Raw genomic sequence first — 16,595 nt, forward strand, 5'->3', positions numbered from 1 at the left:
AGATTTGTTAAAGAGCAGGAAGAGATACATTCCCTAAGAAATCAAATGCTCCTGGATTTTGAAGGGGACGAATTGTCTGTTGATTTCTGAGTATCCGATTTATGCTACAAGTATAGTTTTTCTCGATAATCATAAGTATGAATTTCGACTTTCGCTCTACAAATGGTGTGGAACAGCACCGTTCCACATTAAATGGAATGGTGCCTTTTTCACTAGATGAACATCTGTTGCATGAAGGCTTGTTTTTGGTTTAGTAAGCCCTCTAATTTTTTTTCTTCTAACTCAACTTTTTTATTTAGTATATTTAGAAACTGAGATATTTTCTTTTTTTCCTTAACGTTTGGTTCAGGGACTATAATAGATTTAATATCGTTAGAATTTACAGATTCAAAAGTGCTACCTTGAGATAATCTATCCCATTTCGAGGTATTGTTATAAAATTCTAAGTAATAGTATAAAAAGTCATCTGCTTTTATAGCACATACACCTCGTCCAATACAAGCATTAATGTTACTTTTAGCTACCATCCCAACAGGAGCTCTAACTGTCAGAATAATATCATTTTCTTCACAGGTCTTTGTTATTTCAGAAGTATAGATTCTAGGTATAATTTTACCGTTCTTTAAATCGGCATTACCTTGTATTAATACTGTATCTTCAGGATTTATAGAGTATGCATCACTATTTGGAGATTGTCCCATTGTTACCGTTGCTATATCTGCAATTTTTTTTTGTTCCCATTTAGGATATTCCAATCCATTCTCATCCTTAAACCGCAATCCCCAACTAAAAATCTTCTGCATATAGCCCTTTTTCTGTTCTTTTAACAAGTCGATTTTTTCTTGTTGAAGTTGGAGTCTTTTATCGAAATGACCTATGAAGTCAGCAATTTTTCTTTGTTCATTTTGACTAGGAATACTAATTTCAATAGAACTTAAAATAGATTGACTAACGTTAAAACGTGTACTACCACCCGCTTTGGAACTAATTTGGTTACGTACTTTAGATGATTCCAGATTGAGCTTTAAAAAATATGGGTGATAATCAACTTGTTTTTTTCCGCGTATAACAAATCCACCAAATAAAGCAAACTCATCTTCATCTAAATAGACAGAGCTTTTACCTACATCTTCTCTAGTCTCAGAGCTACGCAAAAATAATAAATCTCCATATTCAACTTTGTTTGTTTCTTCAATCTTTTCAGAAACAGATACAGAACCGATAATATCGTTATATTTTATAAAATTATTATTTAAAATATCTAATACGTTAATAAATTTTCGTCCATGTCCATAACTGTCTTTCTCAGCATTGATGCCATTATTAAATGATATCAAACTGTCTAGCTTAATGATTTTCCAGTCTTCTGTGAAATCTTTGAATCTAACTTTAGGTGTGTTCATTTCCTACACCCCCAACTCTTTAAAATACTTCTCTAACTCACGATCCACTTCTGCAATTTCCTCATCGATTTCTTTCAAGCGTTGTGCCACTGCTTGCAAATCAATCGGTTCTTCTTCTTCAAATGTATCCACGTAACGAGGGATATTTAAATTGTAGTCGTTCTCTTTAATTTCCTCTAATGTGGTTGCGTATGAATACTTATCGATTGTTTCACGATTCAAGAATGTCGCAATAATTTTTTCAACGTGCTTATCAGATAAAAGGTTCTGGTTTTTACCTTTCTCAAATTCATTGGATGCATCAATGAACAACACACTGGCATCGTCTTTACGGCATTTTTTGAACACAAGGATACATGTTGGAATACTTGTACCGTAGAATATATTAGCTGGTAAACCAATCACTGCATCTAAATAATTCTTCTCTTCAATTAAATACTTACGAATAGCTTCTTCAGCAGCTCCACGGAATAGAACACCGTGTGGCAATACGACTGCCATTGTACCGTTATCATCTAGTTGATGAATAAAGTGCTGAATGAAGGCAAAGTCTGCTTTTGATTTTGGTGCTAGCTTTGCATAGGCACTAAAGCGCTCATCGTCCTTGAACTTATCATCAGCACTCCATTTTGCGGAGTATGGAGGATTGGCAACGATTGCTTCAAAACGTTGGTCAATATGTTGTGGTTCTTCTAATGTATCTGCATTACGAATATCAAAGCGTTGGTGTGGTATGTCATGTAACAACATGTTCATGCGAGCTAAGTTGTATGTTGTTGATACTTTTTCTTGTCCATAGTATTTGTGTACTTTTGCTTCTTTCCCTACACATAGTAGCAAGGATCCTGATCCACATGCACCGTCATATACGTCACGAATCTCAGCTTTCCCAGCAGTGACGATTCTAGCTAAAATTTTTGATACTTGTTGTGGTGTATAGAACTCGCCAGCTTTCTTTCCAGCATTTGCTGCGAATTGAGAAATCATGTATTCATAAGCATCGCCCAAAACGTCAATTTCTGCGTTGTCTTGTTCGAATGGAATTTCTGCAATGTTTACAATGACTTTACTAATTAGGTTGGTACGGTCTTTTACTGTACGTCCTAAGCGTGATGAAGTGAGATCCATGTCATCAAATAGGTTTTGGAAATCATCTTGGCTGTCTGTTCCTAAAGTAGAGGATTCAATCGCTTTGACACCGTTCTGCAGCATTTCGACATCAAAGTTACCATTGGCTCCTTTTTCAATTTCTTTAAGGAAGTGAGAAAATAGGAATTGTGGCTCTACAATATAACCTAATTCATCGACTAGGTACTCTGCTAGATGCTCACGATACTCTTCGTTTTTCCATGCATCAGCAAATGATATATCATCTTCTTTTAGTAACACATTTGCACGAGCTTCTACTTTTTCTGAAAGGTAACGGTAGAAAATTAGTCCTAAAATATAGTCTTTAAATTCGCTGGCGTCCATTTGACCTCGTAAATCATTTGCCATTGCCCATAATTTTTTATGCAGTTCAGCTTGTTGTTGACGTTGTAACTCACTTGTTGTCATCGTGTTTCCTCCCAAGGTCGATTATTTATTATTAAAACTTTGAATTAGTCTTTGCTGAATATAGAGCTGCTGTAATTCACCCTTTTCAGCCATTAGTGATTCTTTTCTTTTTTTAAGTTGAACGATTTTTCCGATAATAATTTGCTGTTGGGTAGGGGGTAGGTCAATTTCTATATCTTTTAAGTGAGATAGTTTCAATAATGAAAAGGAGGTTCCTTCACTTAATACCGCCAACTGTTTTTGAATGGCTGGATGTTCATTAAAGTACCATTCAAAAAAGGATTCATCTATATTAGTTACTAATTTAATTTTAATAAAGTTATTTGTTAATAATAGTCCACTATACTTCTTAGGTAACAAAGCAACCTTTTGCGTATGTGTATGTAGAATAAGACTATTTGTATCGGTTAATAGTTGGGGGATTAATTTTTCCTTCGGCACGGTAATTTCCACATTTTTTTCATTTGATATTCGATAAGCTAAGCCAAGTGTTTCGTTAAATTCCTTTAAAGAAAGTGGTTTGACTTTTGTTATTTCAACGTTGGAGGATAATGTTTCTACACGGTTTGTAAATGCACCTTGTGTAAATTTAGCAATTTCATAAAGTTTCATCGGACACCTCCTTGATATTTTTTAATATATCAGGTTAGATAAACGTAAATATATATGATATTTTAAAAAATATCAATAATTATTGGCTCTTTTTATGATATTTTAAATAATATCACAAAAAGAGCGCTTGATTAGCGCTCTTTAATCCAATGAAATAAAGTTTAAGCACCGTACTTTTCAGTAAAATTACGGATAAAGGATGTAATAGCTTTGATTGTTTTGTTCTTTTTTAGGAATGAACCTGTTAAAGAATCCATAATTGCATTTTTTTCGATTAAATTGGAGTACTCATAGGTTGATACTTGTTCACGTAATACACTGTCTTCAATTTCTATTTCTTTCGCAAATGCAGAGAGCTCTTGCTCACTCATTTCTTCTTCATAACGATTGTATGCATCTATAACAGACTCACCAGGCGTTAACGTTGGCGCAACCTTATCTAAGAACTCTTTAATTAATTCAATTTTTAGTCGTAACTTCGGATCAGATGCATGGTCTAATTCTTGTTTGATGAAACGAATTTCTTTGGCACGTTCTTTTTCATTTTCTGTGTTAAGGCTTGCAATCAGATTCAAAATGTAGCTGACATTAATTTTGTCTGTATGCATTAGCTCTAATTCAAAGTCAATGTCATATAAAATCGATTCTTTTGGCGCTTCGCTACGCTTAAAACCCTCGTATACTTTGAAGTATTTGCTTTTGAAATCTTCATAGGACTGCTGTGAAATTGTAAGCTCTTTTTCATCAAACTCAAAATCAGAAAACGATTGTAACCGTTGAAGCAATTTCGTTACATTTTTGAATGCAATGATAAATTGACGTTTATCTTCTTCACTCTCTAGCTCGTCTACTTCTTCTGGAATGACTGTAATTGCTCGTAAATTCCTCACGGCTTCTTTGAACGCTTTTAAGTATTCGTCATAGCTACCCATTAGAACGGTATCAACATTGTCTGTTTTAGAAAATAATTTAATTGCATCATCTGTATTCTCTTTTAGGTTTCGATAACAAACGATATTGCCATATGGCTTAGTTGATTTCTCTACACGATTTGTACGGCTATATGCTTGCAACAAATCATGATATGCCATGTTCTTATCTACATAAAGTGTGTTGAGAGGCTTACTATCAAATCCAGTCAGGAACATTTTTACGACAAGTAAAATATCAATTTGGGCCCTTTTTACCTTCCTCGATACATCAGAAAAATAACGATCCCATGTTTCTGTAGAGAAGTCTGTGTCATACATTTTGTTATAATCTGCAATCATGCGGTCTAGTGCTTCTCGGGAATGTTCACTTGTTCCATCACTGTCCTCATTTTGCCCATATGAATAAATACCAGCAATTTTTAAGTCGTGATGTTTCGATTTAAAAATATCGTAGTACTTAATTAATGTTGGAATGGAATCTATTGCGAACATTGCACAATATCCTTTACTCTTCGAACGTCGTAGATGATTATCAATAATATGGTCAGCTACGAGTTCCAAACGTCGTTCATCATGCCATACTTCATCTGTATCAATCGCTTGTACTTTTGTATCATCCGTTTCATCAATACGGGCGTTAAATGTACGAATATATTCGACTGAGAAACCTAGTACGTTCCCATCACGAATCGCATCTTTAATGAGGTAATGATGCAGGCACTTGTCAAAAAGATCAGCAGTTGTACGTCCATCTTGGCTCTTGTTATCGACAAAGCGTGGCGTTCCTGTAAAACCGAAGTACTGTGCATTTTGGAAATACTTACTGATTTCATTGCGCATATCACCAAATTGGCTGCGATGACATTCATCAATGATGAACACAACATGCTCTTGTTTGTATAGCTCCATGACTTTTGTATATTTAGGTTTTTTGATAGCATTATTCATTTTTTGAATCGTTGTCACAATAAATTTTCTCATTGGATCTTGTATTTGTTCGATAAGGATTTCCGTTTTGTCTGTACGGTCAACCGCGCCTTTTTGGAACTTGTTGAACTCCGTAATCGTTTGGGTGTCTAGGTCTTGACGATCGACAAGGAAGAACACCTTTTTGATGCTTTCCTCATCGGCTAATATTTGCCCAGCTTTAAAAGAAGTTAAGGTTTTACCAGAGCCAGTTGTATGCCAAATGTAGCCGTTATTACTTGTTTCCGTTGCCCGTTGTACCAGTGCTTCTACTGCATACATTTGATAAGGACGCATGACCATTAAAGCTTTATCTGTATCATTAATGACCATATAGCGACTAATCATTTTTGCTAAATGGCATGGTTTTAGAAATGCGCTCGTAAAATCTTTTAAGTTTGTAATGAGTTCATTGTTTTTATCTGCCCAAAAGAACGTAAGGCCAAACTGAATGTCATAGTCTGAGTTAGAGAAGTACTTCGTATCTACTCCGTTACTCACAACAAAGATTTGTAAAAATCGATATAGACCATTAAACGTATGGCGACGATAACGTTGAATTTGATTGAACGCTTCTTTAAAATCCAAACCACGACGTTTAAGTTCAATTTGTACAAGCGGCAAACCATTAATAAGTATTGTGACATCATAACGATTGGTATATGTACCTTTTACTGTTGTTTGCGTTGTTACTTGGAATAAGTTCTTGCACCAGTCTTTTGTATTCATGAGTTCTACATATAACTGTGTGCCATCTTCACGTTCAATCAATAACTTATCACGCAAAATCTTCGCTGAATTATATATGCTCTTCCCTTCAATCAGCGTCAAAATGCGCTTAAACTCAATATCAGTTAATGGTTGCCCACCAAGTTTAGGTTCATTAAATAGATTAAGTTGATTTTTAAAGTTTGTAAGGAGTGCATCATAATCTGCAATCTTTACGGGTTGATAGCCTTGATCAACGAGCTTTATATGTAATTTTTTTTCGAGTTGTGCCTCAGATTGATAGCCCATCTTAGGAGTCTCCTTTGTTACTTCTTTTTTTTATTATACTGGAAATAAGTAAAGAGGGTTCCATGAACACCATATATATCAATGTTAAGGCTTTTAAATGGGAAACATGGTTAATAGATTAGTATAATAAGTAGAGATATCTAACCACAAGCGATAAATTCGAATTTACTGATTCGCGGCGTTCCCTTCCTCCTCCACTAACTCAATAATCTCCCGAATATCGCTTATATTTAGCGCCTCCGCTATCCTTTCAATGTGGCTGAAGCTAATGCTCTCTCGTTTACCGTTGGAAAGCTCACTCAATGCTGCATGTCTGACATCAGATAGTCTGGATAATTCCCGTAGAGAAATATTATGTTTTTTAGTGAGATCCCCTATTTTTATGACAACCTTCTTCATTTCCAAAATCACCCCTAATGGAATCATTCCCAACTTGACTATACGCATAAGCGTAACGTATAATGATTTCATTAGTGGTACGTGGATACGTATCGAAAGCGGGTTTATATGCTATGATTCATGATTGTCTAATGAACCCGCCCTAAAAGGAGGCCATCCCCATGCAATCCCTACTCGAATCCCTATACTACGGTCATCTCATACCCGAAGAACAACTGGTTCCCAAAGATCCCATGTATCGCAAGAAGGGCAGGGAACTATCCGAGAAAATAGAAGCCTGGAAGAAGAGGCTATCCAGCGATGAGTTTGCCGAGCTTGAGGCGTTATTGGACTTGCGGCAGCAAATCCAGAGCATGGAGATGACTGCGGCGTTCACCTACGGCTTCAAGCTGGGGGCGGTTATGATCATTGAAATCCACCTCGATCATGGGGTGGGTAATATCGCCAAACATGATGATGAATAAGCAGCAGTCCAGTCTCAACCTAACCATAGCCCCCCTAATAAATGCTCTTCACCCTTAAGTCCCCCCCAAATTCCTTCCATGTTCTCTAACTCCCTTCTACGTCTACATTTATAATATAGTCACACAGCAGCAAGGCTAAATTAAGCCACATTACTACTAACGAGGTCTGCAGGTGATGGGCCTTATAGCGGTCAACTCGCGGCTAGATCGCTGCGCAGCCTCTTTGCTGCCTACATTCACTGCTTCCATCGCCGTCATACGGCGACAATCTAAAGAAATGGTTGTAAATTTCAATTTCTTCTTATATTTTCTTTACTAACAGGAACTTCAAAAAGGAAGGTGAGCGCGGCTTGGGGGAGACTGAACTGAATATGAGCAAGGTGAGCAATAACAAGGTGGATCCTAACAAGTTGACTAAGGCTAGGGGAAATAATAACAAGATCAATTTACTGACCAAGCTATTGATTTCCTATTTGCTGGTGCTGCTGTTTCCGGTCATGATCATTGTGCTGTATTACTATCCGTATTCGGCGGAGGTGGTCAAAGAGAAGGAGATGGACTGGAACGCCCACATTACGGAGCAGTTCATGACGTCGATGGATACGTTCACGCGGTATGTGTACAATCTGCCGTTTGAGCTGGTGCAGAACCGGGAGTTCCGGTTGTATCAAGCCGAGGAGAGCGATTATCAGCGCGTCCTGATTGCGAATGAAATGAAAAAGTACAACGCGACCGATGCTTTTATATACAACACCCTGCTGTATGTAAGAAGCAACGGTTATTTGTTCTCCAAAAGTGGAAGCGCATACAGTATGGAGGATATGGGGAAGCCGGGGGTTGGCTTTTATTATGAGAGCTGGCCTCATCAGGAACTGAGCGCGACGCTGAACACGCTGGATTCTCTCATGGTTCGGCCCGTAGAGGGGGTGCTGATTCCCGGTCATAACCGGGTACGGATGCTGACCTTTCTGCAGCCGCTTCCGGTGGGCGGCACGAGTTCGCCTGGTGTGGTGATGATCATGGTTCGGGAGGATACGATTCTCCGCATGATGCGGTCGGTCTCGGAAGCGTATAAGGGGGACTTCTTTATTTTTGATGCGCAGGGACAGCCGCTCGTTGCCTCCAACGAGGCATTGGTTCAGAGCTCGGAGGATTTACCACAGTTGATAAGTCGTATGGGAAAAGATAGCGGCCCGACCTCTAGCTCGATCTCAGGCTCGTCCTCCGGCATTCACCGGATCAACGGCGTGTCCTACCTCGTATCTTATTCAGTCTCGGATAAGAACGGCTGGAAGTATGTCAGCCTGCTCCCGGTGTCGGAATCGCTCCAGGGGCTGCGCGCGATTCAGCTTAACACGATTCTGCTTGTCGGATGCATTCTGCTGCTTGAAGTGATTGTCATCTACGTCTCAATCCGCAAGAATTATCACCCGATCAAGCGTCTGGTCGAGTTCGCGGCAGGCTTGTTCGAGCCCCAGCAGCGCGGGCCGATGAACGAGATTGAAGCGATTCGCTATACGTTAAGCGGTCTATCTGCGGTCAACAGTCGGCTGGATGAAGAGGTGAAGGAGACGCTGCCGATCATGCGGGACAATATGCTGCTTGAGCTGGTCAATGGGCACTTCCTGACCGGGGAGCATATGCAGCGGGAAGCGGTGAAGGTCGGGGTAAGTCTGGACGGAGTCTGCCTGACGGTGGCGGTCATCTCCTGTGATTCCGAGACGGAGGAGACGAATCTCGTGCTGCTCTACTGCAAAAACCAAGAGAGCCAGTTGCCTGAAGGGGTTCAGGGTTATTTTTTCAAAAGCAATTACCATCATGAGATCGTGTTCGTCTGCTCCCATGGGGAGGACTTCTCCGTTCAAGCGTATTTAGCCCGGCTGCAGGAGGAGCTCCAGGTACAATCGGGCTGGAAGACGATCATCGGCATCGGCGAGCCAGGGGAGACACCAGCAGAGGAGGCTCACTCCGAGGAAACTCACTCCAAGCAGACCCACGCTAACACTTGTACGTACATCCTCGATCCCAACTCGGCGCATGTTTCCTATTTGCAGGCGCTTCGTACGGTTGAGCAGCTGCGGCTGCGCCATACGAGCCCGATTCTGAGCTTTGCTGAGATCGAGACATCGCCGTCCGGTACGGTCTCGTATTTTGCCGAGCTGCTGCAGTCGCTGGAACTGGCGATTTTGAAGAACGAAGCGACTCTAGTGGAGTCGCTGATTGAGCGAATCGTTTGCTATCTGAGCAGCGATGGGCTGCCGCCGCATATGCTGCGCAGTGTGTATTTGAACACGGCTAGCGTCATTTTTAACGGGCTGCAGCGGTTCCGCCATGATGATCAGAGCCTGCTGCGTCTAACGGATGCGGCTTTCCAGCCCCGCTATACACTGGAGCAGATGACCGGGATTTTGCAGGAGAGCGGTGCCAAGCTGTGTGAGATGATTCGCGAAACGCTGCCGAAGGGACGCGCAGCTTCCCGCGAGGAGATTCTTGCGGTGATCGAAGACAAGGGGATGGATCCGAATTGCTCGCTGCAGCTGATGGCTGAGCATTTTGGCATGTCGGTCTCGAATTTCAGCCACCATTTCAAGAAGGAGATGGGCCAAAACTTCAAGGAATATATCGACCGTCTCAGAATACAGAGGTCGATCGGGCTGCTAAGGGAGAGCGAGGAGACGCTGGAGGGCATTGCAGCACAGGTCGGGTTCACGAATCCTTCAAGCTTCATCCGTTCTTTCAAAAAAATCGTCGGCACCACGCCCGGCCAATACCGAAATACGCACAGAAGCTAAGCTCTGTTTCATCAGAAGGATGTCATGGCAAGATGCGGTATGACCGACAACCATCCAAGCATGCCCGGATCCGCACCGTCCGCAAAAGGAGCAGCGCGCACGATGCAGCTCTCCACCAACTGGGCAGTATGCTGTTACCGGGTCGCCTGCATACTGCCATCGCAATGGGCATTTTTTGAACATCTACAAAATTTGAATATGGTCTGGAACGGCCGGGAACAACCGTCTTACCAAGTGCTTTGTTAAGCGCTTTCAAAAAATGAAGACCCGCACAAAATCTGTCCATTTACGCGGCGTGCATCTCCCATTACAGTCTAAGGTGCCTGCGAAGCCAGGCGAAGCAGTGGTAGCGATCCGCAGGGATCGGCCGCCCATAACAAAAACGTGGAGGTAGGGATATGCGGAAAAAGGTAACCGTTTTCACGTCAATCATCTTCATCACGGTCATACTACTGTCAGGGTGCGGTTCAGGGGGAGAGAGCAAGTCCGCAGGAAAAACGCCCGGGAATGCTTCCGGGGAGAAGGTGAAGCTGACGGCGATTATGACGAAGCATCCATTGACTAAGCCATTAGCCGAAATGGAGTGGCTGCAGCAGGTGGAGGATGCCGCCGGAGTGGAAATTGAGTGGCAGGAGATTACCGCCGATTGGGGGCAAAAGAAAGGTACGATGCTAGCGAGCGGCGATATCCCGGATCTGTTCATTGGGCCGAACGTCATTACGGATGCTGATTTTGCCCAGTTCCAAGGGCTGTTCCAGGATCTGTCCGGTATGCTCGATCAGGCGCCGAACGTGCAGAACATGTTCAACGAGAAGCCGGAGACGAAGCTGATTGCCATGCAGCCGGACGGCAAAATTTACGGCCTCCCAAAATATCAGCGGTTCTGGCCAGCCTCGGCTAGCAGGCAGTTCATTAATCAGAAGTGGCTGGATGAGCTGGGTCTGGATATGCCGACGACCTGGGATGAGCTGTATGACGTGCTCGTCGCGTTCAAAGAGAAGGACGCCAATGGCAACGGTGATCCGAAGGACGAGATCCCGATGGATTGGCCGGGCGGCATTGGCGGGTACTTCAACCCGGCTGTGCTTCTGGGCAGTATGGGGATTACGCTGTCGGAAGGCAATGGGCAAGGCTATTTCGTGGAGAATGGTCAGGTCAAGAATTTTCTGATCGACGAGCGCTACAAGACGATGGTGGCTTTTCTGAACAAGCTGTACAAGGCCGGACTGATCAATCCCGAAGTTTTTACGCATGACTATACCAAATATCAATCGATCGCTCGCGGCGAAGGGGATACGGCCAAGGTCGGCTTCACTTGGGGCTGGGTGGCCTCTGACCGATTTGGGGAGCAGCTGGCTTCGCAATATGCATCCATGCCTCCGCTGAAGGTCTCGGCGGATTATACCGGGGAGCTCTCCTGGAGCTATGACCATTATTCTCTGAACTACGGCACGAATCACATCGTGATGTCAGCGAAGACCAAGCATAAGGAAGCGGCCATACGGTTTATCAACGAGTTGTACGATCAGAAGGTGGGGATGCAGGTGCTGTTCGGCTCAATTGGCCCGAATATCCAGGATAACGGGGACGGCACATATACCGTTCTGCCTCCAGCCAACCCGGAGATGGATCCCGGTACCTGGAAATGGACATCGACGATGGCGGATAACGGCGCTTTTTATATCCCGGACGATTTACAGCTGACGCTCGGCAAAGACATGCAGGAGGTGCTCGGCCAATCCGAGCCTTTGGAGGAAGCGCTGAAGGTGGATATGGACAAGGATGTTTTTCCCGGCCTGTTTATTAAATACTCGACGATGGACAACAACACGATGAATCTGAACAACACGAACATTATGAACCTGGCCGAGTCCAGCTTTGCCAAGTGGGTGACCAAGGGCGGCATCGAGGCGGAATGGGATGCGTACGTGAAGGAGGCCCAGAAGGCCGGTATCACCAAGAATCTGGAGATCATGCAGAAATACTACGAAGAATACAACAGCAAGAAATGAGGGGGGATCATATGCGGGCCCGCAAAGGATTGCTTTCAGCCGTAACGCGCGACTATCAACTCTGGATTATGATCCTCCCGGCGATTATCGTCATTCTAATCTTCAATTATATTCCGATGTATGGGATTCAGCTTGCTTTTCGCGACTATGATTTCAGCAAGGGGTTGACCGGGGGCGAGTGGCGGGGGCTGGCGTATTTTCAGCAATTCATCGACAGTTATCTGTTCACCGACTTGATGAGGAACACTTTTCTGATCAGCTTGGCAAGCCTTGTGCTTGGATTTCCGGCTCCGATCATTCTGGCCTTGATCCTCAATCAAATTCGGCGCAAAAAAATGAAGCAGCTCATGCAGACGACTGTGTATTTGCCGCATTTTATCTCCGTGATCGTGCTGGTCGGTATGCTTAATGTGCTGCTGTCGGCGGAGACTGGCGTCGTCGGTCATCTGATGAAAGCGATCGGACTGGGGCATATCAACCTGCTGGCCTCGACCGGAACCTTTATTCCGGTGTACGTGCTTTCGGATATTTGGCAGCACTGCGGCTGGAACAGCATTATTTACCTTGCTGCCTTGTCCACGGTCGATCCACAGCTCTATGACGCGGCCCGAATCGACGGCGCTAGTCGGTGGCAGACGATCCGCTATGTTGATATCCCGGCGCTCGTCCCGACGATCATCATTTTGTTCATTCTCAGCATGGGCAACATTCTCAGTACCGGCTTTGAGAAAATATTTCTGATGCAAAATGCGCTCAATCTCCCGGTGTCCGAGGTCATCGCTACCTATGTGTACAAGATCGGGATCGTCTCCAATCAGTTCAGCCTGGCCTCGGCCATCGGCCTGTTCAATACGCTGATTAACTTCGTCTTCCTGTTCGCCATGAACACTATTTCGAAGCGGGTATCCGAGACGAGCCTATTCTAAAGCTTAGGAGGAAGGAGGAACCCCTATGAAACCTACACATAAGCGTAATAGTGGAACCGATATCGAACTTACTCGAACGGGCCGCCATGGAGCTGGGTTAAGCGCCCATAGCACCGGGCCAAGTATTCGTGGAACCCGGCCGCCTACCAACGGAGCCCGCCCGCGCCTCAATGGCAAAGAGCTGGCCTTCCAAATCACGCTGGGGCTGCTGTGCACCTTTATTTTCCTGATTATCGTTTATCCGCTGTATTTCATCGTGATCGCTTCCTTCAGCGATTCCACACTCGTAGCGACGGGCAAGGTATGGCTGTTTCCGAAAAACATCAGCTTTTTCGGGTACCAGGAAATTTTCAAGGATATGCGGATCTGGACGGGCTACCGGAATACGGTGTTCTACACCCTGTTCGGCACCTTGGTCAACATGCTGTTCACGCTGCCAGCCGCGTATGTGCTGTCCCGGCGGGAGTTTCGGGCGAGGAAGGTCATTATGTTTCTGTTCGTGGTGACGATGTTCTTCAACGGTGGCCTTATTCCGACCTACTTGCTGATGAAGGATTTGCATCTGACGAATACGATTTGGGTGTTCATTATCCCGTTCTGCGTCAACGTGTTCTATTTGATTATCGCCCGGACGTTCTTCGAAAGCTCGCTGCCGCAGGAGCTGTACGAGGCGGCGGTGATGGACGGCTGCTCGCACTTCACCTTTTTCTTCAAGGTGGCGCTGCCGCTCTCGAAGGCGATGATCTCCGTGATCGGTCTCTATTATTTGGTCGGGCATTGGAACGATTTCTTTACCGCGCTGATCTATATCCGCAATAACAATCTGCAGCCACTGCAAATTATTTTGCGGGACATCCTGCTGTCCAATCAGGTGTTTGCCAACGGGGCGGGTACCGGGGGAGACGCGGGAGGCTATGCGCAAAGATATGCTGACCAGATAAAATACGGCGTCATTATCGTGTCCACGCTGCCGATTCTGGTGATCTATCCGTTTATCCAGAAATATTTTGAGAAGGGTGTCATGATCGGTTCAATCAAGGGGTGACCTTGCAGGGGCAGGAGCAGGGAAAAGTGAGAGAGACCTAGAAGGGCTCGGCGGAACCCGAAAGATTCCGTAAGATCCCGGCAGAACCCGGAAGACCCGGGGAAGTGTTGTACAGCATCGGGCTTATGCATAACAAATACCGTCCAATTCGGCAGCACTATGCGGTCGTTGGGCGGTATTTTGGTGTTAAAACAGAGGAGGATCGTAAGTTTAAAAAAACCATCACACGCAAGCGTTCCAGGCCTCCGGCCCTTGTGTTACTCTTAATGAATAGAAAGTAATATCATTAGGAGGTTAGAATTATGGCTGAGACACGTCATATACTCGAGTGGACGTTGGTTTCCGAGTGTCCGATTCCCCCGGATGTAAGCAGCTTGCTCGTTCCTGGAGAAGAAGCAGTAGCTGCCTATAAAACGTTTCGGGACAGCGCTATTTTTACCAACAAACGGTTAATTGTCAGGGATGCACAGGGGTTTTCGGGCAAGAAGGTCGAGATCTACTCGCTACCTTACTCTTCAATTGATATGTGGTCTACAGAGAATGCCGGAGGGTTTCTGGATATGAACGCAGAGGTCGAACTGTGGACGCGTGCGGGTCATATTAAGGTGAAGCTGCAGAAGGGTGTCGATATCCGCCGATTCGACATGCTTATCGCTCATGCGCTTTTAACAAAGTAAGCCCGAGCAAGTCTTGTTCCTTATCTTAAGTACATAATTAGCTTTATACTGCAAAAATACCGTCCAATGGCAGAAAATGCAGCCGTTGGGTGGTATTTTTCATGTTCACCATAATAAAAGCATGAAGAATAATTACAATAACCATAATATTCATTGCAAATGTATATGTACAGGCTTTGACAAAAGGTAACTAGTTGCATATTATATATGTAACCAGTTACCTTTTTGATGCGGAGGGATTTATATTGATCGATATGGAGAAGCAGGCCTATATTTTTGGTGGCATTCTTACTCTGGCGAACCGGCTGCAGGCGCTAGGCGACAAGCTGGATGAGAATATGACGCTGAAGCAGTGGCTGTTCATCGCGGTGATCTCGAAGCTTGAACAGCCGGCTCCAACGATAAGCGAAGTGGCCAAGGTGACCGGGCACTCCCGGCAAAATGTGAAGAAAATGGCGGCCCTGCTAGAGAAACAGGGCTTCGTAGCGCTAACGAAAGATGAGCGGGATGCGAGAATCGTCAGAATTCACCTCACGCCTAAATGTATCGCTTATTTCCAGAACAGAAGCGGCAAAGAGGAAAGGTTCATGTCCAGCTTATTCAACGCTTTTGATCACAAACTGACGGATGGGCTGTACGAAGGAATGATGAAGCTGGCTGACAATGTGAATAGAATGGAGAATGCGCGGGATGAGAAGGAAAGGGGGTAAGAGACGCATGTGGATGATCGTGGTGATTTTAGCAGTAATTGCAGCTGGAATTCTTGTCTTTTTTAACTTACCTTATTCTGTCACTAGAGCCCAATTCTCGAAGACCGTTACGGAGCAGATGGCTGCCTCCCCAGCTAATTCAGCTTCGGATGATATGTTTACGTTGGAGGAAATTCAGGAATTACCGGAGCCTGTCCGAAAATATTTCGAATACAGCGGATATATCGGCACTCCAAAAATGTCTTACATGAAAGCCGCCTTCAAAGATGTCGATTTCATCATGTCGCCGGATAAGTCGGCGATCCGAATCGATTACACGCAGTATAACTTCGTTCACGAGCCTGTAAGGCTTGCTTATATTGATACGTCGATGTACGGCATCCCGTTCGAAGGGCTTGACTCATATGTCGATGGTCATGGCGGCATGAAAGGAGTTCTCGGCAAAATCATCCCTTTATTTCATCAGACAGGAGAGGCGATGAATCGAGCTTGTCTGGTCACCTTCCTCTCAGAATCTTTGGTCATGCCTAATGCGGCCCTACAAGACTACATCACCTGGGAAGCCGTGGATGTTACCCGAGCCAAAGCAACGATTACCTATAAAGGCATATCGGCCAGCGGGATATTTACTTTCAGCGACAGCGGGCAGCTGCTGACCTTTACGACGGAAGACAGGTCGATCATATCTGCCGACGGAACCGTTCAGCAGGTGGCATGGTCGGCTTTATTTAACGATTACAAGACCATTGGGGGCATCAAGCAGCCGACTCATTTGCAAGCCGTCTGGAATTATGAGCAAGGCGACCTCGTTTATTTTGACGGAGAAAACTTTACGATGGAGTATCATCCCTATTGACGACCCTTAGCTAGTGAGTTTATTTTTGGCAGACTTCAGTCCGTATGTTCGACATTTAAAAAAAGCAAGCCCCTGTTCTCATAGGTTATATGCTTCCATCATAGTAGACAGTAGAAAAAAAACTTCTACTTCTACAATGATGGAGTTTTTATGATGTCTAAAAGGAGTCCAATTTCTTTAGAGGTAAAGTTCGTGTCGTAAAGCAATGCCTTCAAAATGAAACAAAC

General features: G+C 44.2%; 13 protein-coding genes and 1 pseudogene. 9 read left to right on the forward strand and 5 right to left on the reverse strand.

Annotation, left to right across the window (positions count from 1 at the left end):
* Positions 1-212 precede the first annotated feature (212 nt).
* The 5 genes and pseudogenes from CZ379_RS01115 to CZ379_RS01135 form a co-directional block, all read right to left on the reverse strand.
* The gene (locus CZ379_RS01115; protein WP_110929914.1) at positions 213-1,403 is read right to left on the reverse strand and encodes a restriction endonuclease subunit S; all 1,191 of its coding nucleotides are present in this window, start codon (positions 1,401-1,403) and stop codon (positions 213-215) included.
* Positions 1,404-1,406: 3 nt separating this feature from the next.
* Positions 1,407-2,960, reverse strand: a complete 1,554-nt coding sequence (locus CZ379_RS01120; protein ID WP_110929915.1) for a type I restriction-modification system subunit M — start codon at positions 2,958-2,960, stop codon at positions 1,407-1,409.
* Positions 2,961-2,981: 21 nt separating this feature from the next.
* The gene (locus CZ379_RS01125) at positions 2,982-3,572 is read right to left on the reverse strand and encodes a restriction endonuclease subunit S (protein ID WP_110929916.1); all 591 of its coding nucleotides are present in this window, start codon (positions 3,570-3,572) and stop codon (positions 2,982-2,984) included.
* A 161-nt stretch (positions 3,573-3,733) separates the two neighbouring features.
* Positions 3,734-6,493 (reverse strand): annotated as a pseudogene (locus CZ379_RS01130) (type I restriction endonuclease subunit R); the annotation flags it as partial.
* Between the two features lie 159 nt (positions 6,494-6,652).
* Positions 6,653-6,886, reverse strand: a complete 234-nt coding sequence (locus CZ379_RS01135) for a helix-turn-helix domain-containing protein (protein ID WP_110929918.1) — start codon at positions 6,884-6,886, stop codon at positions 6,653-6,655.
* 161 nt (positions 6,887-7,047) lie between these two features.
* Between CZ379_RS01135 and CZ379_RS01140 the strand changes: the two genes are divergently transcribed.
* The 9 genes from CZ379_RS01140 (at position 7,048) to CZ379_RS01175 (ending at position 16,368) form a co-directional block, all read left to right on the forward strand.
* A complete protein-coding gene (locus tag CZ379_RS01140; protein ID WP_110929919.1) occupies positions 7,048-7,350 on the forward strand; it encodes a DUF6809 family protein in 303 nt (100 codons plus the stop codon).
* 371 nt (positions 7,351-7,721) lie between these two features.
* A complete protein-coding gene (locus CZ379_RS01145) occupies positions 7,722-10,142 on the forward strand; it encodes an AraC family transcriptional regulator (RefSeq protein WP_234404766.1) in 2,421 nt (806 codons plus the stop codon).
* A 24-nt stretch (positions 10,143-10,166) separates the two neighbouring features.
* A complete protein-coding gene (locus tag CZ379_RS25840) occupies positions 10,167-10,388 on the forward strand; it encodes a hypothetical protein (protein WP_199925390.1) in 222 nt (73 codons plus the stop codon).
* 152 nt (positions 10,389-10,540) lie between these two features.
* Positions 10,541-12,154: an ABC transporter substrate-binding protein gene (locus CZ379_RS01150; protein ID WP_110929920.1), complete on the forward strand. Its 1,614-nt coding sequence runs from the start codon at positions 10,541-10,543 to the stop codon at positions 12,152-12,154.
* Between the two features lie 11 nt (positions 12,155-12,165).
* Positions 12,166-13,080, forward strand: coding sequence for an ABC transporter permease (locus CZ379_RS01155; protein WP_110929921.1), 915 nt, complete (start codon positions 12,166-12,168; stop codon positions 13,078-13,080).
* A 25-nt stretch (positions 13,081-13,105) separates the two neighbouring features.
* Positions 13,106-14,125 (forward strand): carbohydrate ABC transporter permease, encoded by a 1,020-nt coding sequence (locus tag CZ379_RS01160; protein ID WP_234404767.1) that lies wholly within the window; start codon positions 13,106-13,108, stop codon positions 14,123-14,125.
* Between the two features lie 302 nt (positions 14,126-14,427).
* Positions 14,428-14,802, forward strand: a complete 375-nt coding sequence (locus CZ379_RS01165) for a PH domain-containing protein (RefSeq protein ID WP_110929922.1) — start codon at positions 14,428-14,430, stop codon at positions 14,800-14,802.
* 254 nt (positions 14,803-15,056) lie between these two features.
* Positions 15,057-15,512 carry a MarR family winged helix-turn-helix transcriptional regulator gene (locus CZ379_RS01170; RefSeq protein ID WP_234404807.1) on the forward strand — a complete coding sequence of 152 codons (456 nt, stop codon included), beginning with the start codon at positions 15,057-15,059 and terminating at the stop codon, positions 15,510-15,512.
* Entirely contained in the window at positions 15,493-16,368 is an 876-nt protein-coding gene (locus CZ379_RS01175; protein WP_234404768.1) for a DUF6544 family protein, read from the forward strand. Before CZ379_RS01170 ends, CZ379_RS01175 begins: the two co-directional genes overlap by 20 nt.
* Positions 16,369-16,595: the final 227 nt, after the last annotated feature.

Source organism: Paenibacillus bouchesdurhonensis (genome assembly GCF_900155685.1).
GTDB lineage: Bacteria > Bacillota > Bacilli > Paenibacillales > Paenibacillaceae > Fontibacillus > Fontibacillus bouchesdurhonensis.

Coding starts and splice junctions, on each gene's coding strand:
- CZ379_RS01135 (WP_110929918.1), bottom strand. CDS start 6,886: ATGAAGAAGGTTGTCATAAAAATAGGGGATCTCACTAAAAAACATAAT.
- CZ379_RS01160 (WP_234404767.1), top strand. CDS start 13,106: ATGAAACCTACACATAAGCGTAATAGTGGAACCGATATCGAACTTACT.
- CZ379_RS01150 (WP_110929920.1), top strand. CDS start 10,541: ATGCGGAAAAAGGTAACCGTTTTCACGTCAATCATCTTCATCACGGTC.
- CZ379_RS01170 (WP_234404807.1), top strand. CDS start 15,057: ATGGAGAAGCAGGCCTATATTTTTGGTGGCATTCTTACTCTGGCGAAC.
- CZ379_RS01140 (WP_110929919.1), top strand. CDS start 7,048: ATGCAATCCCTACTCGAATCCCTATACTACGGTCATCTCATACCCGAA.
- CZ379_RS01125 (WP_110929916.1), bottom strand. CDS start 3,572: ATGAAACTTTATGAAATTGCTAAATTTACACAAGGTGCATTTACAAAC.
- CZ379_RS01175 (WP_234404768.1), top strand. CDS start 15,493: ATGAGAAGGAAAGGGGGTAAGAGACGCATGTGGATGATCGTGGTGATT.
- CZ379_RS25840 (WP_199925390.1), top strand. CDS start 10,167: ATGGCAAGATGCGGTATGACCGACAACCATCCAAGCATGCCCGGATCC.
- CZ379_RS01145 (WP_234404766.1), top strand. CDS start 7,722: ATGAGCAAGGTGAGCAATAACAAGGTGGATCCTAACAAGTTGACTAAG.
- CZ379_RS01120 (WP_110929915.1), bottom strand. CDS start 2,960: ATGACAACAAGTGAGTTACAACGTCAACAACAAGCTGAACTGCATAAA.
- CZ379_RS01115 (WP_110929914.1), bottom strand. CDS start 1,403: ATGAACACACCTAAAGTTAGATTCAAAGATTTCACAGAAGACTGGAAA.
- CZ379_RS01155 (WP_110929921.1), top strand. CDS start 12,166: ATGCGGGCCCGCAAAGGATTGCTTTCAGCCGTAACGCGCGACTATCAA.
- CZ379_RS01165 (WP_110929922.1), top strand. CDS start 14,428: ATGGCTGAGACACGTCATATACTCGAGTGGACGTTGGTTTCCGAGTGT.